Source organism: Microvirga sp. P5_D2 (genome assembly GCF_054049475.1).
In genome coordinates this window covers 1-17,554 of record NZ_JBFUMH010000113.1, presented here as the reverse complement: position 1 = coordinate 17,554, position 17,554 = coordinate 1, and the positions used below count along the sequence as shown (strand labels likewise).

22 protein-coding genes are annotated in these 17,554 nt (G+C 60.9%); 6 read left to right on the top strand and 16 right to left on the bottom strand.

Annotated features, from left to right (window positions below; all coding sequences use genetic code 11):
• Positions 1-561: hypothetical protein (locus ACXJKO_RS22190; RefSeq protein WP_457093244.1), on the top strand; the 561-nt coding region annotated here is incomplete at its 5' end.
• A gap of 295 nt (positions 562-856) precedes the next feature.
• On the opposite strand, the gene ACXJKO_RS22185 is transcribed toward ACXJKO_RS22190, so the two are convergent.
• The 3 genes from ACXJKO_RS22185 to ACXJKO_RS22175 all read right to left on the bottom strand — a co-directional run bounded on the left by ACXJKO_RS22185 (position 857) and on the right by ACXJKO_RS22175 (position 3,009).
• Positions 857-1,423, bottom strand: a complete 567-nt coding sequence (locus ACXJKO_RS22185; protein WP_457093243.1) for a recombinase family protein — start codon at positions 1,421-1,423, stop codon at positions 857-859.
• Positions 1,424-2,177: 754 nt separating this feature from the next.
• On the bottom strand, positions 2,178-2,513 hold the full coding sequence (locus tag ACXJKO_RS22180; RefSeq protein ID WP_457093242.1) for a hypothetical protein: 336 nt from the start codon (positions 2,511-2,513) through the stop codon (positions 2,178-2,180).
• Between the two features lie 253 nt (positions 2,514-2,766).
• On the bottom strand, positions 2,767-3,009 hold the full coding sequence (locus ACXJKO_RS22175) for a helix-turn-helix domain-containing protein (RefSeq protein WP_457093241.1): 243 nt from the start codon (positions 3,007-3,009) through the stop codon (positions 2,767-2,769).
• Between the two features lie 175 nt (positions 3,010-3,184).
• On the opposite strand from ACXJKO_RS22175, the gene ACXJKO_RS22170 reads away from it, so the two are divergent.
• The 3 genes from ACXJKO_RS22170 to ACXJKO_RS22160 all read left to right on the top strand — a co-directional run bounded on the left by ACXJKO_RS22170 (position 3,185) and on the right by ACXJKO_RS22160 (position 5,680).
• Positions 3,185-3,508 (top strand): DUF6634 family protein, encoded by a 324-nt coding sequence (locus ACXJKO_RS22170; protein WP_457093240.1) that lies wholly within the window; start codon positions 3,185-3,187, stop codon positions 3,506-3,508.
• 222 nt (positions 3,509-3,730) lie between these two features.
• Positions 3,731-4,072, top strand: a complete 342-nt coding sequence (locus ACXJKO_RS22165) for a DUF6634 family protein (protein WP_457093239.1) — start codon at positions 3,731-3,733, stop codon at positions 4,070-4,072.
• 21 nt (positions 4,073-4,093) lie between these two features.
• Positions 4,094-5,680, top strand: a complete 1,587-nt coding sequence (locus ACXJKO_RS22160; protein ID WP_457093245.1) for an AAA family ATPase — start codon at positions 4,094-4,096, stop codon at positions 5,678-5,680.
• Between the two features lie 184 nt (positions 5,681-5,864).
• Here ACXJKO_RS22160 and ACXJKO_RS22155 read toward each other — a convergent pair whose 3' ends face one another.
• From ACXJKO_RS22155 to ACXJKO_RS22125, 7 genes are all read right to left on the bottom strand, one after another.
• A complete protein-coding gene (locus ACXJKO_RS22155) occupies positions 5,865-8,150 on the bottom strand; it encodes an AAA family ATPase (protein WP_457093238.1) in 2,286 nt (761 codons plus the stop codon).
• Positions 8,151-8,161: 11 nt separating this feature from the next.
• A complete protein-coding gene (locus ACXJKO_RS22150) occupies positions 8,162-8,623 on the bottom strand; it encodes a hypothetical protein (protein ID WP_457093237.1) in 462 nt (153 codons plus the stop codon).
• A gap of 485 nt (positions 8,624-9,108) precedes the next feature.
• The gene (locus tag ACXJKO_RS22145) at positions 9,109-9,504 is read right to left on the bottom strand and encodes a gene transfer agent family protein (protein ID WP_457093236.1); all 396 of its coding nucleotides are present in this window, start codon (positions 9,502-9,504) and stop codon (positions 9,109-9,111) included.
• Positions 9,505-9,515: 11 nt separating this feature from the next.
• Entirely contained in the window at positions 9,516-9,926 is a 411-nt protein-coding gene (locus ACXJKO_RS22140) for a phage major tail protein, TP901-1 family (RefSeq protein ID WP_457093235.1), read from the bottom strand.
• A 30-nt stretch (positions 9,927-9,956) separates the two neighbouring features.
• Positions 9,957-10,379 carry a DUF3168 domain-containing protein gene (locus tag ACXJKO_RS22135; protein WP_457093234.1) on the bottom strand — a complete coding sequence of 141 codons (423 nt, stop codon included), beginning with the start codon at positions 10,377-10,379 and terminating at the stop codon, positions 9,957-9,959.
• A complete protein-coding gene (locus ACXJKO_RS22130; RefSeq protein ID WP_457093233.1) occupies positions 10,376-10,711 on the bottom strand; it encodes a phage head closure protein in 336 nt (111 codons plus the stop codon). Before ACXJKO_RS22130 ends, ACXJKO_RS22135 begins: the two co-directional genes overlap by 4 nt.
• A gap of 178 nt (positions 10,712-10,889) precedes the next feature.
• Positions 10,890-11,450 carry a head-tail connector protein gene (locus tag ACXJKO_RS22125; RefSeq protein WP_457093232.1) on the bottom strand — a complete coding sequence of 187 codons (561 nt, stop codon included), beginning with the start codon at positions 11,448-11,450 and terminating at the stop codon, positions 10,890-10,892.
• A gap of 18 nt (positions 11,451-11,468) precedes the next feature.
• Between ACXJKO_RS22125 and ACXJKO_RS22120 the strand changes: the two genes are divergently transcribed.
• Positions 11,469-12,212 carry a S1 family peptidase gene (locus ACXJKO_RS22120; RefSeq protein ID WP_457093231.1) on the top strand — a complete coding sequence of 248 codons (744 nt, stop codon included), beginning with the start codon at positions 11,469-11,471 and terminating at the stop codon, positions 12,210-12,212.
• 87 nt (positions 12,213-12,299) lie between these two features.
• Positions 12,300-13,097, top strand: coding sequence for a S1 family peptidase (locus tag ACXJKO_RS22115; RefSeq protein ID WP_457093230.1), 798 nt, complete (start codon positions 12,300-12,302; stop codon positions 13,095-13,097).
• Positions 13,098-13,117: 20 nt separating this feature from the next.
• Here the strand turns inward: ACXJKO_RS22115 and ACXJKO_RS22110 are convergent, their stop codons facing one another.
• The 6 genes from ACXJKO_RS22110 to ACXJKO_RS22085 all read right to left on the bottom strand — a co-directional run bounded on the left by ACXJKO_RS22110 (position 13,118) and on the right by ACXJKO_RS22085 (position 17,179).
• Complete coding sequence (locus ACXJKO_RS22110; protein ID WP_457093229.1) at positions 13,118-14,353, bottom strand: phage major capsid protein; 1,236 nt, start codon at positions 14,351-14,353, stop codon at positions 13,118-13,120.
• A 73-nt stretch (positions 14,354-14,426) separates the two neighbouring features.
• The gene (locus ACXJKO_RS22105) at positions 14,427-14,624 is read right to left on the bottom strand and encodes a hypothetical protein (protein WP_457093228.1); all 198 of its coding nucleotides are present in this window, start codon (positions 14,622-14,624) and stop codon (positions 14,427-14,429) included.
• A 96-nt stretch (positions 14,625-14,720) separates the two neighbouring features.
• Positions 14,721-15,260 (bottom strand): HK97 family phage prohead protease, encoded by a 540-nt coding sequence (locus tag ACXJKO_RS22100; RefSeq protein ID WP_457093227.1) that lies wholly within the window; start codon positions 15,258-15,260, stop codon positions 14,721-14,723.
• Positions 15,257-15,406, bottom strand: coding sequence for a hypothetical protein (locus tag ACXJKO_RS22095; protein ID WP_457093226.1), 150 nt, complete (start codon positions 15,404-15,406; stop codon positions 15,257-15,259). The genes ACXJKO_RS22100 and ACXJKO_RS22095 overlap by 4 nt, the downstream gene beginning before the upstream one ends.
• Complete coding sequence (locus tag ACXJKO_RS22090) at positions 15,403-15,603, bottom strand: hypothetical protein (RefSeq protein WP_457093225.1); 201 nt, start codon at positions 15,601-15,603, stop codon at positions 15,403-15,405. Before ACXJKO_RS22090 ends, ACXJKO_RS22095 begins: the two co-directional genes overlap by 4 nt.
• A 382-nt stretch (positions 15,604-15,985) precedes the next feature.
• On the bottom strand, positions 15,986-17,179 hold the full coding sequence (locus ACXJKO_RS22085) for a phage portal protein (RefSeq protein ID WP_457093224.1): 1,194 nt from the start codon (positions 17,177-17,179) through the stop codon (positions 15,986-15,988).
• Positions 17,180-17,554: the final 375 nt, after the last annotated feature.

The window sequence follows — 17,554 nt, the reverse complement described above, 5'->3', positions numbered from 1 at the left end:
GGCACGAGCGCGACACCGGCTCCGCAAGCTCCAGCGCTGCCCGCAAGTGGCACGTTCTACCCTGGCACTTTTGTAGCTTCCAGCGTGGGCAACCTGGGTTCAACGACTACGCCGATGAAGACTCCGGCTGGGCTGGAATACTCCGGTTCGGGCAAAAACAAGCATTCTGTTCGGGGATTGGTGTGGGCAAACAACGCACTCTATGTTGCCGACGAGCCCGCTGGCAGAGTGAAAGCTTATGACAAGAACGGGCAATTTCTGGGCCAGAGCAACGGCATAAAATCGCCCGTCCATATGGCGGTGTGGAAGGGCAATCTGTACGTCAGCGCAGGCAACAAGGTGCTTACCGCGAATCTGCCCAGTTCCCCGGGCGATTTCACGCTCTCGCCAATTGAAGGAGTGAAGGTGAAGAAAGCGTGCGGAATGGCGTTCACGAAATCAGGGCACTTTTATATCGCTAGCCGCAGCGAGAACATCATCCTGAAGTTTGACTCCGACTTCAAGCCGATGAAGTTTGAGTGCAAGTTGGCGGACAATCCTGAATTTCTGCTGCACGTTTAGCAGCGACGCAGCTTCATGCTGTCAAAGCTCTCTCTGAGGGTGCCGGGGCATGTCACGTTAACTGCTGCTAGGCGCAATGAAATCTGGCTGGCGGCATAATTGTTCAAGCGGCAATACCCGCCACGGTTTTTCATTCCGCCATGGCAGATTGAGCCAAGTAATGCCACCTCTGACGATAGGCAAAGGTCTGGTAATGGCACGTTCCGGAAGAAGGGTTAATGTCGGCTCAAGGATCCGAGACCGGACTTTCCAGAGGACTCCTGATCTTCTTGGCGTGACCCGAAGCGGTCATGGATCAGTCAGTCTCCCGCTTACTTGCCGGGAAATGGCGGTAGAAGGTCGATCGCCCGACTTGCAGCAGCTTCGCGACCTTCGCCGGGCTATCGCCCGCCGCGAGCAACTTGCGGGCGGTGTCGAGCATGTCTGGCGACATCACCGACTTTCGCCCTCCGCCATTGCAGCCTTTGGCACGCGCCGCCGCCAAACCCGCGATGGTCCGCTCCTTTATCAGCTCGCGCTCCATCTCCGCGACCGAAGCGAGGATATGGAATAGCAGCCGGCCCGAGGGCGTGGACGTGTCGAACCCATCCGTCAGAGATCGGAAATCGACCTTGCGCGCCGATAGGTCGGCCGCCAGCTCGATCAGCCCCTGGATTGAGCGGCCGAGCCGGTCGAGCTTCCAGATCACCAGCGTGTCGCCAGCACGCACGAACTCGAGGGCTTCCGCCAGCCCCGGCCGGGTTGCCTTCGCGCCACTCGCCTTGTCGGTAAACAGCTTTTCGCACCCGGCCTTGGTCAGGGCGTCGGTTTGCAGCGCCAAATCCTGATCGGCCGTCGAGACACGCGCGTAGCCGATCAGCATCTGTCCCGTAACTCCGTCCCAAACCGCCAGTTTCGGGAATCATATTTCGGGAACAGGTTTTGGGAAAGCCAAACCTGCTTTCCGGGTGTCTTCGCGCTCCGGCCCTGGCTGTCCCGTTGGCGGATCCCTTGCGAGACACGCGGGCCAAACATTCGCCTTTTTCAAAAGCCCCGGCCGCTTTACTGCCCAGGCGCGACTTGGCGGCTCTTCTGGCTCGATCGTTTATTCACCACCTTAGGCAGCAGATTGTCTTGCACCGGATGAGTACGGTCGGCACGTTGTCCCTATTGTCACGGTAACGAACTTGATAGCGCCGGAATCGGTGTGATCACGCCTTCCCCACGCTCCGCGCATCGATGCCGAGTTCGACCCCAATGGACAACCGCCTCATTCATGAGTGGCATCCGGTGAAGGGCAAACGGTCTTCGCAAGTTCTGGATGGCAAGAATGCGGGGACTCCAGCACACTCACCTCGTCCGATCCCTCTTGTTCCGAGCATCGCCTGACCCGTCATCGCGGTAGAAGTGGGTCCGAGCCCCGGTCAGGATCTCCGCCAGCCCATCAACCTGTTGCACCACCTTGTCGATCTGTTGGTACTCCGGGCATCCGATCGGGATCTCGGCTAGCGACCGGGTGAGGAGATGCCGGGTTGGACGCAGGGACTCAAGCAACTTATCGGCGATCTCTGGAGGCATCCTCCGCTGAGTTCACCTTGAATGACCATGACGCATGGGCTCAAGCCTCCGGTAAATACCTACCGATCAGCGTGGCTGGCCGGATTGGTCCCGGCTCGGCCCCGGACGTATCCGAATGATATCGCCGAAGCCAAACGCCCAATGCGCTGCTCCAAAATTTCGTGCTCGATGAGTAGAGCACGGATAGCTGTCCTCGGGTTGCCGCCACAGGCATCGATCACGGCGGCAACGTTCGCCTCCAATGGATCCACGTCGCTTTCAGGGTGAACTTGATCAGTCATCATCATCTCCTTGTAGGAAAGCAACGGTACCGATTTCAAATCGCGTAGGCCATCAATATGTTCGCGCTTTGTTCTATGACTGTGGAATGCGGGGACATCTGTTTCATCACGCACTATCCAATCCATTCACCTTTAGGAAAAGCGGGATCCAGGCCGACACCGCCATGAGCATCGCAGTCGTGGGGGGTCTTAAATCTCAAGGAATTGCCAGCTAGGCGTCCTGGGCATTTCCTGCTGTCTCCTGCCAAGTCGGTACCCGCCTGAGAGGATGCATGAAATCAGCAAGCCAGATTTGAACCAAGGCCCGCCCTAGCCAGATGGGATCACTGCACTTTGCTATGTCCCACAGGGGGATTTCCGGTGAGGTTCACTTCAGGTTCTTGGGGAGCCGTAAGCCTTCGCCTTCATCGTCGGTTTCCTGAAGGAACCGGACGCCTTGGCGCTCGTACACACGTTGTACCGCCTCGAGCACGTCGATGGTCACCTTCGCGGCTCCAGACTCCATGCGTTTCACGGTCTTGTCGCTAAAACCTGCGGCTTCGCCGACCTGCTCCTGAGTGAGATTCAGGAGGAGACGTGCGGCTTTCAGGATCTTGGGCCTCGCTAACATTCGGCCACATCGGCAACGCTCAGGTTGTCTTGTCAACAATTGTCCCATCGAACCAATTTTTTGTCCTCTTATGCCGTTTCAATGTCCCGTGAGGGGACAAAGTCGATGGACAAGGCATGGGGCGAAGCCTATACCGGCCAAGGATTCAGGATTACGAATCAGGGAGGCGCTTCGCATGTTTGGGCTCAAGGACGATGGATTCGATGATGCGGAACGCATGCTCTTGACGGCTGACCGCCTCGAACGCCTGGCAGCAGACCTCAGGACGATCCACGCCGGCACCGGTCCAAGCCAGAGGCGACTTGCCAGCGCCCCGGTCATCGATGATTGGGCCTTTGAGTTCGTACCCACTCAAGCGATCTTCGGAAATGTGCTCGACGAGGAAACCGGGAGGGCTCTCGCATTCTTCACGACAGACCTTTGGGTACTCGCAAAGGAACAGGGGTGGGTACTCACGCTCGCAGGCTTGTTCAGGCTCGGCATACCCGACCGCACCTGAACCCCGGGTCATCGGCTCTGCGGGGTCAGCGCCACAACCCTGCTTCTGCGTTTTCATCGACCGTTCACCGGCTCCAATCACGCAAAGCGTAATGTCTTGAGACCACCAAACCCCAAGTCGATGTCCCGCTAGGCGGGCACCCGCGACCTACTCGGTCGGATACCCGATGCGAGTGCAATGCGGCGCAGTCCCTCTTGTCCAACTCAATGGAAACGAATTGCGATGATACTCATTACTCGCGAGCATGGCCCCTTCCGCGGACTCCTCGACCTCGAAATCGATCGTCTTGTTCGTCTGAGCGCGGATCTCATGGCAATCAGGCACAGCAGGGGGCCGACTAAGTCGGATCTTGAGGACGCACCGATCCTCGGCAATTGGGAGCGTGGCACCCGGTCGGTCCCCTGCCTAGTCGGCAATGTCTGCGACCATCCGAAGCTGTCCGGCACGGGACGCCTGGTCGCCACGTCCGAGCTCTGGGTCTTTGCTCCTGACCAGGGATGGGCGAGGACGAAGTCGCGGTGGTGCCGCCTTGGGCTGCCGCGTGAGGCGAACCTAACTTCGTGACGAAGGAATCGATTCGTGACCATGAAGGATACATCCGGGAACGCCAAGGGCACCCACGTCGCGTTCAGGCATTTCGAGCGCCGCAAGAGAGCGGCCATCGCGGGCTTCCACCTACCTTCGGAAATCGAACTGCTTGCGGGCATGTCATTCCTTGGAAACGACATCCAGCGCGACATGCAAGCCTTTGCCGAAAGGTTGATGCCCCGGCTTCAGAGGAAGGCGGACCACGCTCATTTCGCAATGGTCTTCCACGGCTTGGAGCAATTGACCGTCAGCGCCGGAATGGACGAGGTCCGGTCGCTTGCGGACACGCTACGCGTGGCGGCGACTTCTCTTCCTGACGGAGCGAAATCCTGGCGGTTGCGGTGCCAGATTTATCTTGCCCATCTCGGCGACCACAGTGCTGCTATGGAAATCGCCCGCCAGACGATCACTGCCGTGATCGGATTGGAGCATGATCCCACCGAATGGGAATATGCCATTCCCTTGATCACGTCGGCCCTGGGTTGGCTTTCCTTTGCCGCATCCGACCCTGCGTTTGCGTACTTCGGGAAGGAAGCGCGGATGCTGCGCACACGACGGCCCGCTGATCTTGTTTCCCACTACGGCTGGATCCTGACCAACCTCATCGAGATACAAGCCGTTTCCGAGCAGGCGGCTAAACTTAAAGCGGCAATTGAGAAATCGACAGGAGAAGACCCGGCAAAAGCTTCGGCCATCTCACCTCGGCAGGAGAAACTGGAGGCAAGTTCCCCGTCCTCGGTTGTCGTTTTTCATCAGGTAGGAAATGCGACCACAACCGAGGGAAAGAAGGTGGCGAAGGAACTAGAGCCATTTATCGGAAAGGCGTTGCCTTTGGTCCCCTTACCGGATCTGGTCCAGGTACGGACTACTTTGCATGCCGAGTTCCCTTTTGCGACCGACGTGATCGATCGCATTCTTACAGACCTCGTCCCTCGCTCGCGTGTCCTGCTCCGCCCCACTATCCTCGTTGGTTCGCCAGGATCCGGAAAGACCCGGTTGGCGCGCCGACTTCTCACGGTGCTGAACGTGCCACACGACGTAGTTCCATGCGGCGGGATCTCCGACGGAAGTTTTGCGGGAACCCCGCGTCGCTGGTCAACCGGCGAACCCTCTCTGCCGATTGCCCTTGTAATTCGGTACCGGACTGCGGGGCCAGGTGCAGTTTTGGACGAGATCGAGAAGGCCGGCACCTCCCGTTACAACGGGCAGGTACACGATGCGCTTCTAGCATTTCTCGAGAAGGAGACGGCATGCCGTTTCCATGATCCATATGTGCAAGCTCCTTGCGACCTTTCGCATGTCAGTTGGCTAATGACGGCCAACTCACTTGACGGACTTTCTGCTCCACTAAGAGATCGCTGTCGGATCATCACGTTTCCGGAGCCAGGACGCGAACATCTGCGGTACCTCTCACGCCAGATCATTGCTGACATCCTGGCGGCGCAAGGACTCGATGATCGCTGGGTCAGCCCGCTCGATGAGATCGAGATGGCGGCTGTCGCCGCAGCGTGGACAGGAGGGTCAATTCGCAATCTGCGGAGAATGATCGAGATTGTCTTAGTCTCGAGGACAAACACACATTGATCTCCCTGAATGCCTTGGTATGTGCGCGATCATATCGACGCCTCCACGAGGTCATCATACTGTGAATCGACGTCCAACAATGCAGGTCATCCGGCCACTCGCATTGTCTGCGATCAACCACCGAAGCGGAATCTCGGCCGGATGCGCCAGTTCGGAACCGTCAACAGCAAAGCAGCCTTGGATTCTATCTTTGGCGCAACAAGCTTGGCGGAACAGGGTTAGTCGCCAAAAGAGGTAAGGTTCGTGCATTCGAGGTCCAATCGAACCCGACATGACGTCGATCCGCTGCGGAAGGACCGCGAAGGGCCTCGTGCAGGACATCAGGATCCCCTATGAATACGGTTTGCTTCTCTGCGCGGGTTAAGGCCGTGTATATCCACGATGGATCCATCGCAAAGCTCTTGTAAACTGGGACCATCACACGGGGGGCGGAAGAACCCTGGGCCTTATGACAGGTGACAGCATACGCGAGCGAAAGATCGATCAGTTGCTCAGTGTTGAAATCATGGGGATCCGCTTCACCATCAAACGACACCGTGCAACTCCGAGATTGCGTATCGACCGCGGTGATCATGCCAAGGAGGCCGTTGAAGAGCCCACGGCTGTAATCGTTTCGGAGGTGGATTACCGGCTCGCCCACAGCAAATCGTTGGCCAAAATGGCCCTTGATCTCAGGTCGATCCGTGCTCCCCAAGTAGAGCCGATGCAGGCGCGAGTTGATGCTATTGACTCCCGCGGGACCCTCATTCGTCGCAGTGATGATCAACAGCCCAGCTACGTGCCCACCAAGCTCATATACAGTCCGTTCTATGCGTTGCGGCAGCTCTTCGACAGGGCACGGTATGAACGATACGCCAGCATCTTGCCCACGGTATTGTCGGAATGATGGAAAACTACCGGATCGTATGGTGGCGGCGACGCCGGGGATTCCAGTCTCAGCAGCCTGACGATGGACTGTTTCAAGGCGAAATGTGATCGTGCGATCCCGAACCAACCGATGGTAGACTAGACCGAAGCCGATGGGTGGAAGTTGGGCCTGATCGCCAACAAGCAGAAGGCGCGATCCTATTGGCATCCTACGCAAGAGAGCATGCATCGTGGGTAGATCCACCATGGATGCCTCATCGATGATCACCAGCGTCCTTGTATCTACCTCGGCCAGAGTTTTGAGTTTAGTGACGATCTTGTTCAGCTCTGACGAGTCAATCTCCTCATCCCACATCGTCCGCTTGAGAGTTTCTCTCCTGATAAGATCAGCCAGCGTTCGGGCAAGGGTCCGAGCCAGTCGGCCTGTGGCCCGGCTGAGGCGCAGAGCGGCCTTGCCTGCCAAAGCGCAAAGGAGAACCCGCCCTCCGAGGTCTTCCCAAATGTCGCACAGCATTCTTGTCGTGTAGGTCTTGCCGACTCCGGCACCACCTTGAAGACAGGCAAGCGGACTTCGAAGAACCTTTATGATGGCCTCACGTTGTTCGGGATGAAGGGGCTCTGACTTGCTCTCATGCGTGTCGAGAAGTTGCTCCATTGGACCCAGGGAGGGTATTCGAACTGGGCATGGGTAGTCTGCACGGACCATTTTGCGTAGGTGCTCCGTGACAGCCTCCTCCATGGTCATAGCGCCTGGGGCTCTCCACAGCCCACCTTGTCGCACCACCGCGATGTTACGCTCGCCGGCATCGATAGCGGCCGTGACACGACCGCTCGCAGTATTGACACCGAGCGCCCGTGAGACTCCCTCCCGCAACATGCTGTCGTCGAGTGCAGTATGCCCCTTGCGAATGGCACGCTTTACGGTTGCGTCCACCGCTCCGACAAGTCGGCGGATGTCGTGATGGGGATTGGGCGATCCCGTCTCGGCGAGAACACGTAATCCCAGGTGATCCACCTTCGACCATGGAAGTAACGGCACGAGGCTATATGGATTGCTGGCGACCCGCTCCACCGCCTCGGGGCCCATTAAGCGGGCAACCTTCCGTGCAAGAAGCACGTCCTCGAAGCCGTGCGAGGCAAGCCATTCGATCAGCCGAGTCTCGCTCGAGGCATTTATCCACGTGCGAATGAGAAGGGCAGCTAGTCGCGGCGCAAGCTGCGGACGATCAGGCTCAATGACCTTGGCGATAAGCTCGATATGAGATTCCGAGGATAGGTAATCGGCCAGATCGGCACCAAAATACTCCCACAGCCGCCGTGCCCGTTCTGGGCCGATCCCGGGAACGTGCGCAGCGAGGAAGTCGCAGATCAGAGAGCCATTTGGCATTACCCTGACAGCCCGGGTCGCATCGATCTGCGGTCCCCAAGCGGTCTCGCGTGTCCAACCGTAGACGTCCCAGGTTTCTCCAGGAACCGGTTCGCCCAGAAGGGCGTTCCGACCGGCCTTGACGCGTAGACGCTGCCCTTGGAGAGCATCGTCCTGCTCGACAACGTCACCCTTGAAAATGAAACCGAACTCACGCTGGGAAACGATCTCTGACACTCGAATGCGCACTAGCTCACCTTCCCGATCCGCATCACCAGGCCGACGCTCTCTAAAAGAGCCAACTGCTCGTCCTTGCTGGCGAGTTCTCTACGGAGGCGTTCAATCAAGGCCTCCCGCTCGGCGGCGACTTTCCCCAGTTCGGAGTGATCAGCTTTGGCCTGCCGGAAGCGTTTGACCACAGCAGGATGCTCAGCGTCGAATTCGGTGCGGCTCCCAACCGGCTCGACCCCCTGCTCCAGAGCAACCGCATTGACCATGCTTTTGAGCTCCGAATTCTTGAACAAATGTTGCTCTTGGCTTCCTTCGAAGCCTGATTGGCGGGCAAGCTCGCGCACATTTACCTTGCCGTCGATGAGCGGCAGCGTCGGAACGCGGTTGCCTTCCGCTTGGACGTTCCACTCCGTGATGATCTGGTCGAGGCGATCACCAAGTTGCCTGCATAGGATGGGGATTACGGAGGGACGTCCCAAGATTGCCTCCCTATGGATACCGAACCAACTTCGGGAACTCCGACTGCCGGAAGCTGGCCCCGGCAAATCACTGAATGAGGTATGCCTACAAGCAAGATCAGCGGCACATTCCACAAGTCTACAGGATGTTTCTCGTCGTCCGGCCCCGCGATTGATGGCATCATCATACTTTTCTGGTAGCGCACGTCCAGTATGCAGCGCCATACTATTTTTAGGTATACAGAACGGTTGCTGAAACTCTGTCCGCTTTGTCAACAATTACGAACTTATACATGTCAGGCACATCGAGTTAATGGCATATGCTCTAGGATCAATTATCCCAGTAGAGCAGACCAAGGGCCTCCAACAATTATTGATGTCTTGAGCGTCGAAGATCGCCTAACAGTCGGGCTAGGTTCCAGTGCGCACTTTCCACGTCATCCCGCGAGGATCAACGACCATTAAAATTAAGTTTGGTTATACGAATGTTTGGTTATGCCATTTGATTAGATGACCGTCTCTAAGCCGTTGTATTTACATACATAGTATAAAAACGGGGGTAGATTCCGCAGCGGAGGGTTTGGAGAGGATGCCTCGGCTCCGAAGGTGACCATGAGAAGATCGGCGATGGCCGTTGCCATTGGCTCGATCCCTTCCGGCAGAGGCAGGGCGGCCACCTCTGCATCGCTCACATCATGACCGCCACCGCGCAGGGCGACAGCAAGCAACCGCAGAAGATCGCGGCTCGACAGGCGGCCCGTGCCGAAGCGTTCGGCGAGCGCCATGAGATCATCGACTCCGAACGCATCCTCGAGTTCGGCGAGCGCGCCCAGCGTGAGGCATAAGGTATAGCGCTCGGCTCCCAATTGCAGGGCCACCTCGCCGCGTCGTCTGTTCGCCATGGCAACCTCCGTCACAACGCCACGAAGGTCAGCGCGCCTGCGGATTCGAACGACATCTCGAATGTCACCTCGCCCGCATGGTCGCCGCGATATTCCAGGCTCGTGATCTGGAACGGACCTTCGATGCGTCCGAAATCGGGAATGACGATCTGATAGGTTTGAATATCGCCGTCGAAGAACACCTGGCGCAGGCGCGCATCCGACGCTTCGTCCTTGAACACGCCGGAGCCGGTAATGCCGGCGCGTCGCACGCCGACGCCCGCTAAAAGCTCGCGCCAGCGCCCGGCGGATTCCGCGTTGGTGACATCGACGGTCTCAGTATTGAACGCGATCTGGCGCGTGCGCAGGCCCGCCACCGTCACAAATCCGGTTCCACCGTCACTGATCTTGATGAGCAGGTCCTTGCCCTTTTGAGCAGGCATGAAGCAATCCTTCTATGATGTTGAGAATGTTTATCGCGGAGCTAAAGCCACTTCCGTCACCGCGCGAAAGCGAACCGTCACGCGGGTGAGTTGCGTGTCCTTGTCGCGCGCAGAGGCAATCTCCGTCATGCGCAGGTTCACGAGGCGATGCTCATCGAGAATGAGCGGCACATCGTCGAGCAGAGCGGCGAAGCGCTCCGCAGCCGAGAGTCCGGCACGCGCGCTCCCGCGCTCGCACCAGACCACGAGGCTCAAGTCCTGCTCGTGGCCGCGATCGGTATCGGTGGACCAATCCTCCGCCGTCACATCGCCGAACAAGGCGTAGACCGGCTCGACGTTGCGGGGCGGCTCGTCGTAGAGGCGCAGCGTTCCGCCCATGAGCGCCGTCAGCTCCGCATCGCCCGAAGCGGCATCGAGAATGGCGCGGCGGAGCGCGAGGATCGGGCTCGTCATGCCTTGATCTCCTCGACGAGGCAGACGAGATCGCGCCGCGATCCATCGGGGTCGGATGCGGCGCGGATGGCGAAGCGGCGAAGGCCGGAGGTCAGGCGCATCGCGCCGGTCACGCCGTCGCGGTAGCGCAGGGTGATCCTGTGGGTGAGGCTCTGTTCCGGCCTTTCGGCGCGCGTGCGTTCGGTGCCGGCGAGCATTTCCATCGCGCCCCAGAGCTGCGGACCGGCCGCATAGGAACGGATGACGCCACCGAACCCGTCAGGACTCTCAAGCGGCAATTCGAGAACGAACCGGCGCGCACGCGCGCCGATGGATACGGATTTGTTTTTCATCGCGTGGATCTTTCGAAACGAAAAGCCTCCACTGTCATTCCGGGGCCGCGCAGCGGAGCCCGGGATCCATAACCCCAACGGGTGGAAGAAGAGCGCAGCAGAACCTGTTCGCTTTACTCCGGATCGTCAGCGGTTATGGATCCCCGCCTTCGCGGGGATGACAGCGGCGGGTGTGATGTCAAAGGCGGGCGCGCTGAAACGGCGCGACCAGCGCCATGGCCTCGGGAGGCAGGATCTGCTCTCCCACCACATCGCCCCGGTTCTCGAACCAATGGGCGACCAGAATCTTGATCGCGAGCTTCAGGGTCGCCGGAACCGCATCGGGCGTCGCGCCGTAACCGGCCCGCAGCTCGATGGAGATGCCGTTTCTGGCTTTCCCCGGCTCGGGCGCCTCCGTGACCGCAATGGAGGGCGGATCGCCCGCTCCATCGCTGTCGATGGAGGATGGCGCAATCTCAGTCTCCGCGCCTGATGCATCGAAGACCTTAATGCCGTCCACGGCCAGAAGGGGCGACAGCGGCAGCATCACCCTGCCGCCCCTGGGCCAATGGTCGAGCACCACGCGCCAACGCTGTTCGATGAGAACGCGCCGCGACGCGGTTTCCACCATCAGGCGGGCGGCCTTGACGAGGCCCGCCACCAGATCATCCTGCGTATCATCATCGAGGCGCAGGTAATCTTTCATCTCAGTGAGCGATATGGGCTCGACGGCGGGGCCTTCGATGAATATCGGGATCATCGCAACAGGAATCCTTCCATGATGAATCGTCTGATCACGCTCCTCCTCGCGACGTCGCTCTTTGCGAATACGGCGCAGGCCATCGTCGGCGGCGCGGAGGACCAGGGGCCCCTCGCCCGCCAGAGCGTGATGGTGTTGAGTTCGAATGGCGGCGTGTGCAGCGCCGTGGTGCTGGCCCGCGACGTGGTGCTGACCGCGGCCCATTGCGTGACCGGCGCGGACGAGCACCGGGTGCATTTTCGCGACGAGAGCGGAGAGCCTGTGCTGATTGTGCCCGCCGCAAAGGCGGTGCATCCGGGCTACAACGCCAAGGCCATCGAGACGCGCCAGCGCTCCATCGACCTTGCCCTGGTCCGCATTCCCGACAATCTGCCCCGGCGCTTCGAGAGCGCGACGCTGACCGCCGCGAAACCCGGCAAGGACACGACCGTTACGGTCGGCGGCTATGGCCTCTCCCGCGAGGGCGATGCCAAGACCACCGGCACATTCCGCACGGCGTCCCTCACGGTGACCGAGCCCTATGGTCCGAGCAAAATCCTGCTCTGGACCAAGGGATCGGGCGCTATGGGCGCCTGCCAGGGCGATTCCGGCGGGCCGATGGCATCAGGGGCTGCCATTGCCGCAATCACGAGTTGGGCATCGCCGGCAGGCGGAAAGGGCTGTGGAGGCGTGACACAGGGCATTCTCGTTGGAGCGCAACGGGAATGGATCGACCGGGTTCTCAAGGGCTGGAACCGCAATGTGTCCTGGAGCGAAAACTAACGCTGGAAAACGCCGAAGGCCCGGAACTATCTTACCAAGCTAGGCCTTTCCCTTACGTAATGATTCTCCCCTCACCCGATATCCCAGATGCGCGCACTGCCTTTTCTCGCTCTCGCCGCCCTTGTTCTCTGGGCGGGTTCCGCTCAGGCCATTCTGCTCGGCGCCACATCCAGGGATCCGAACGGTCTCCGGCGCTCGGTCGTTTCCATTGAGAACTCCCTCGGGGAGCTCTGCTCGGGCGCCCTGATCGGCCGGGACCTCGTGCTCACCGCGGCCCATTGCGTCATTGAGAGAGCCTCGTACCGGGTGAGCGTCGTGAGCCGGGCCTTCAAGCCGCAGCGCTTCAAGGTCGCCGCCATGGCGATGCATCCCACCTTCGTGGCCGGCACGACGCCCCGCACGCAGCCGGGCGTCGATCTGGCGATCCTGAGGCTGGAAACACCCGTCGGAGCGGATTTCCTGCCGCTCGATCCCACCCTTGCCGGAAGGATCGACATCGGGGACGAGGTCACCATCGCCGGCTACGGCGTTCTGGCGGAGCGGCGCAAGCAATCCGCCCGCACCCTGCGCCAGGCCAATCTCGTGTCGCTCGGCCCCATCGAGGTTGCCAACCGCGTGCTGATCGTAGTGGATCGTGAGCGGCTGGCCGAAACCAGCGGCGCGGGCGCCTGCCGGGGCGATTCCGGCGGACCGATCCTCGCCGCGACGCGCGACAGCTATCTCCTCTACGGGATCGTCAGCTGGTCGAGCGGCGCGATGCGCTCCAGCCAGCCGAGCGCCTGCGGAGGCCTGACCGCCGTGACGCCCATTGTCGAGCATCTCGGCTGGATCAGGCAGGCCGTCAGCAGCCTCAACGGCATGCAGGACGAGTGGACGAGGCGATAAGCCTCGCCCACATCCTTATTTTACGCCGCGAACTTCAGCAGCTTGATCGCCGCATAATCCTGCACGCCGCCGCCCACGCGCTTGGTGGTGTAGAACAGCACGTAGGGCTTCGCGGAATACGGATCACGCAGCACGCGCATGCCGGCCCGATCCACCACGAGATAACCGCGCTTGAAATCGCCGAAGGCGACGGCGCAGGAACCGGCGGCGATATCCGGCATGTCCTCGGCCTCCACGACAGGGAAGCCCATGAGGGTGGCCGACTGGCCGAGGCTTGCGGGCGGCGACCAGAGATACTGACCATTCGTGTCCTTGAACTTGCGGATCGCGCTCTGCGTCTTGCGGTTCATGACGAACGAAGCGTTCTGGCGATAGCCGGCCTTCAGGGAATAGACCAGTTCCACCAGCACGTCGGACGGGTTCGAAGACGGGAAGGCAGCACCTCCCGTATGAACCGCACCGAGCTTGCCCCAGCTCCAGGTATCCTCCTTCACCACGTCGGAGGCGAGGAAGCCCTTGGGCTTGTTGACGCCGTCGCCGTTGACGAAGGCGGCGCTTTCCTGCTCGGCGAAGGCCGCCTCGACCTCCTCCGCGATCCAGCGGTCGATATCGACCACCGCATCGTCGAGAAGTGTCTGCGTGGCGGCCGGCATCGCATAAAGCTCCATGGCCGGGAAGCTCATCTCGGACAGAGTCGAGCCTGCGGTCTGCGGGCGGGCCGCCGTCTCGCCGACCCAGCCGGTGGCCGGACCGGAGGTCGAGAAGGCGCGCTTATACTGGCCGCCGGAGATGACGCGAACCGACGAGATCGCGCGGATCGGCGAGATCGTGGAGAGACGGCGCAGCACTTCGGTCTCGACGATCTCGGGAACGAGATAGCCGCCATCCGGGCCGGAGCCCGCCGAGAGCGCCTTCTCTTCGAGCCGCTTCAGGCCCGTGGCCTCACCGGAGCGCATATAGGCGTTGAACGCGGTCTTGTGCTCGGTCTGCGCAGGATCGCGCTGGGTATCGCCACGGCTCAGCGGCGGGCGGGAGCGGTCGAGCGCCAGGCGGTCGAGACGGCGCTTGGCGTCGTCGAGGGCGGTGTCGATGCGGGTGAGCTTTTCTTCCGTCACCACATCGCTCGACAGGCGCGTCTCGATCTCGGACAGGCGCGTATCATTGGTGTCCTTGAACGCCTCGAAGGCGCGGGCGAAATCCTCGAAGGCCGAGGAGAAGTCGTCGGAAATCGATTTGGTTTCAACAACAGGAATCATGTTCATCAATCGGTTAGGTCAAAGAAAAAGCCCGTCTCGCGACGGGCTTCGGTTGAGAGCGAGGCGGCGTGTTTTAATGTACGGCACGCCTCGTAGTCCGGGCGACGGTAGGCCCGGTTACAGCGCCGACCGCGCCACCGGCCACGGCGCCGACCGGACCGGCAACGGCACCGACGCCTGCGCCAACAGCAGCGCCGCCGACACGTTCTTGAGTCGTGGTGCAGGCCGCGGCAGCGAGGCCGAGAAGGGCGACGAAAGCGAGCTTCTTCATGGAAAACCTCCCGAGAAAGCGGACGGCAGCACAGGCCCTGCCCGCGGCGTCCGCTTTCCCGCGGGCTTGCATGTAACGCTCTTCGCTGGCCATGGTTCAGGAAAATAATCGATGGGCCGTGCTGCGGATCGCCGATGCGAGGTCGTGCGGGGTGTGTTTGACAGTCTCGACGCGAGCCCCCGGCAGCATGGGAAACGTCACGACGGAGATCTCCCACAGATCGAGCTTCTCCAGGCGCCGAACGCCCGTGGGCCGCTCGGCCCGCGCCCGCTCGACGCGAAAGCCGATGGACAGACCATCGACCGCGCCTTCGCGCATGAGCGCATGGATGTCGCGCGCCCGCTCCACGGCAAGATTGAGCTTGCCGCGCACGCGAAGTCCGCGCCGGTCCTCTTCGATCCCTAGCCAGCGCCCGATGGGGGTTGCGGGATCGTGCTGCCAGAGCAGGCGTACCGCGCTCACATCGCGCTTCTTCAGCGTCTCCGCGAAAGCGCCGGGCATGACGACATCCTTGCCGAGATCGGTGACGCCGAACAGGCTGGCATAGCCTTCGAACACGCCATCCGCATCGACGGCGTTCAGAGGTTCCGCGAGAAATTTCATCTCCTGCGTAATAGGAACGCCCATGTGTTTCATCGCTCGGCTCCGCGAGCGCTTTGCGCGGGCTTGCCATCAAGCTTTTCGAGCTGGCGGACGAAGTCCCGGAACACCAGCGCGGCGCGGCTCTGCCCGCTGCGCGCAGATTTCGGCTTTCGAACGGGACGGAGCGTGGTTCGGGTCATGAGGGATCTCCCGTGTGACGGCGGTTGAAAAGGGATAGCTCGCGCACAAATGCATCGAAGCGGCGGTTGGCCGCGAACAGGTCGCGAAGCGTCATGGCGAGCAATGCGGATGCTCCACTCGCCCACACGAACAGGGCGAGATGAGCCAGATCGCCCCGGCTGATCACAGCCTCGGCAATCTTATCGGCAATGTTCATTGTTTGTTCCTGCGCAAAGAATGGGATGCGCTGAGGGTTGTTGCGGTTTTGAGAGGTGGATGGGCGGAGATGCCTCCGAGGCGGTTCGAATGAGGCATCCGACGGCGTGAGCCAATTCCACGTCAGGTACTCATTGTCTCCCCGTCATGGCCGGGACGAGCCCGGCCATGACCGGTTCTGAAGTGCGCTGCGTTTCTTAAATCGGTATCGCCGGCACAATGCCGGTGAAGACGTGGGAGAATGTCATCCCGGACGAAGCGCAGCGAAGATCCGGGATCGCTTGACGAGAATGGCGCAGGGTCTTCCCTCCCCGCAAGGGGGAGGGAAACAGCGCCTCATTCTGCAGACGATCCCGGATCGGCTCACGCCGTCCGGGATGACGCTAGGCGACTCTCGTGCGCTTTCCCTTCACCGCCCCTGCACCCGAACTACGCCCATACCCCACGGCCTCGCGCTTCTCGTCATCCGTTAGAAACGCTGCGGCCGATACGCGCCGCCACAGGCTTTCGCGCTCATCCGCCAGCGCCTCGATGGCGTCGAGATCGGGCTCCAGCTGCAGCACATCGCCGAAGCCGGGCGAGAGCCATTGCGCGAGGGCTTCCGTAGTGCGCTTCACCAGCGGAATGACGGTCTGGCGATAAAACGCGCGGTTTGCCTCGGCGTAGTTGGCGTGGGTGTTGTCGCCCGACAGGCCGAGCAACAGCGGCGGGACGCCGAAGGCGAGCGCGATCTCTCGCGCGGCGGCGGATTTGGCTTCCACGAAATCCATGTCCTTCGGCGACAACGACAAGGGCTTCCAATCGAGACCGCCTTCGAGCAGCAGCGGGCGGCCTGCATTGGTTGCGCCCTGGTAGTTTGTCTCGAGTTCCTCCTTCAACCGGCTGAACTGCGCGTCGGTGAGCGCCGTTCCACCGACGACGAGAGCACCCGAGGGACGCGCCGCGTTGTCGAGGAGGGCCTTGTTCCACGCGCCCGCCGCGTTGTGGATGTCGAGCGCGGTTGCCGCGGCTTCCATGGGCGACAACCCGTAATGATCGTCGGAGGGATGAAACAGGGTGAGATGCAAGATCGGCTGCATCACTTCCCCCTGCCCCATTACGAAACGGATCGCTTCCGTTCCGACTGCGTATTCATAAGCGGCGGGCCATCCATCCGCGCCCGGCACCACACGCATGCGGTCGGGCCGCAGGGCATGCAATTCCACCGGCGCGCCATCGATGCCGACCGCCTCCACATAGGCGTTGCCGGACACCATCAGATGTCCGTAGACGCTTTCGAGAAAGCGCTGTCCGCCCTCTCGCGCATTCGGACGGGCGAGCAACGACAGCAGCGGATGCGCGGACAGATCCCGCCCCTCCTGCTTCAAGGTCAACGGTAGGGAGGCGGCAGCTTCCGCGACCAACCTCACGGCGCGATGCACGATGGCGTTCTTCTGAAAACCCTCGCGGGACAGCGCGCCGTAATCGCGCGGCGTCCACACGGCGCGTCCGTCGAAATAGAACGCGACGGCGGAATGCGCGCGCGAGGCCTTGGCTTCAGGCGGCGCCTGAAACCAGCGGGTCAGCTTGGTCAGCATGAAAAGCTCCTGCCCAGGCGATGGGCTAACAAAGAAAGGATGCTGCAACGTTCCGTAACAACCGGAAGAGCAGCCGGAGAAAAGCGCACGTCATCTGTTCACGTTGGCGAGGATTTCCTCGTGCCGTGCTGAAGAAGCATGCAATTCGCGATCGACCGTCATTGGAGAGTCATCAAGCGCGGGGTAATCTTGAGTTGTTGCGGGCGATCCAGCGACATTCACGCGCCAGCCGAGCGGTTTCCTCGTTTGGCTGGCGCGACCATCAGTTTCAGGGCTCCTGCCAAGCACTCCCTAAGCGCTGGCAAGAGGCAGATGGCGAGGCGGACGGGCACGGATGTACTGCCCTCCGCCTCACCCTTTGGCCAGGATGATCGG

What these genes read in the sequence shown, in the direction of transcription:
- ACXJKO_RS22185 (WP_457093243.1), bottom strand. Translation starts at nt 1,423, where the DNA reads ATGCTGATCGGCTACGCGCGTGTCTCGACGGCCGATCAGGATTTGGCG.
- ACXJKO_RS22175 (WP_457093241.1), bottom strand. Translation starts at nt 3,009, where the DNA reads ATGTTAGCGAGGCCCAAGATCCTGAAAGCCGCACGTCTCCTCCTGAAT.
- ACXJKO_RS22170 (WP_457093240.1), top strand. Translation starts at nt 3,185, where the DNA reads ATGTTTGGGCTCAAGGACGATGGATTCGATGATGCGGAACGCATGCTC.
- ACXJKO_RS22165 (WP_457093239.1), top strand. Translation starts at nt 3,731, where the DNA reads ATGATACTCATTACTCGCGAGCATGGCCCCTTCCGCGGACTCCTCGAC.
- ACXJKO_RS22160 (WP_457093245.1), top strand. Translation starts at nt 4,094, where the DNA reads ATGAAGGATACATCCGGGAACGCCAAGGGCACCCACGTCGCGTTCAGG.
- ACXJKO_RS22145 (WP_457093236.1), bottom strand. Translation starts at nt 9,504, where the DNA reads ATGGCGAACAGACGACGCGGCGAGGTGGCCCTGCAATTGGGAGCCGAG.
- ACXJKO_RS22140 (WP_457093235.1), bottom strand. Translation starts at nt 9,926, where the DNA reads ATGCCTGCTCAAAAGGGCAAGGACCTGCTCATCAAGATCAGTGACGGT.
- ACXJKO_RS22135 (WP_457093234.1), bottom strand. Translation starts at nt 10,379, where the DNA reads ATGACGAGCCCGATCCTCGCGCTCCGCCGCGCCATTCTCGATGCCGCT.
- ACXJKO_RS22130 (WP_457093233.1), bottom strand. Translation starts at nt 10,711, where the DNA reads ATGAAAAACAAATCCGTATCCATCGGCGCGCGTGCGCGCCGGTTCGTT.
- ACXJKO_RS22125 (WP_457093232.1), bottom strand. Translation starts at nt 11,450, where the DNA reads ATGATCCCGATATTCATCGAAGGCCCCGCCGTCGAGCCCATATCGCTC.
- ACXJKO_RS22120 (WP_457093231.1), top strand. Translation starts at nt 11,469, where the DNA reads ATGATGAATCGTCTGATCACGCTCCTCCTCGCGACGTCGCTCTTTGCG.
- ACXJKO_RS22115 (WP_457093230.1), top strand. Translation starts at nt 12,300, where the DNA reads ATGCGCGCACTGCCTTTTCTCGCTCTCGCCGCCCTTGTTCTCTGGGCG.
- ACXJKO_RS22110 (WP_457093229.1), bottom strand. Translation starts at nt 14,353, where the DNA reads ATGATTCCTGTTGTTGAAACCAAATCGATTTCCGACGACTTCTCCTCG.
- ACXJKO_RS22105 (WP_457093228.1), bottom strand. Translation starts at nt 14,624, where the DNA reads ATGAAGAAGCTCGCTTTCGTCGCCCTTCTCGGCCTCGCTGCCGCGGCC.
- ACXJKO_RS22100 (WP_457093227.1), bottom strand. Translation starts at nt 15,260, where the DNA reads ATGAAACACATGGGCGTTCCTATTACGCAGGAGATGAAATTTCTCGCG.
- ACXJKO_RS22095 (WP_457093226.1), bottom strand. Translation starts at nt 15,406, where the DNA reads ATGACCCGAACCACGCTCCGTCCCGTTCGAAAGCCGAAATCTGCGCGC.
- ACXJKO_RS22090 (WP_457093225.1), bottom strand. Translation starts at nt 15,603, where the DNA reads ATGAACATTGCCGATAAGATTGCCGAGGCTGTGATCAGCCGGGGCGAT.
- ACXJKO_RS22085 (WP_457093224.1), bottom strand. Translation starts at nt 17,179, where the DNA reads ATGCTGACCAAGCTGACCCGCTGGTTTCAGGCGCCGCCTGAAGCCAAG.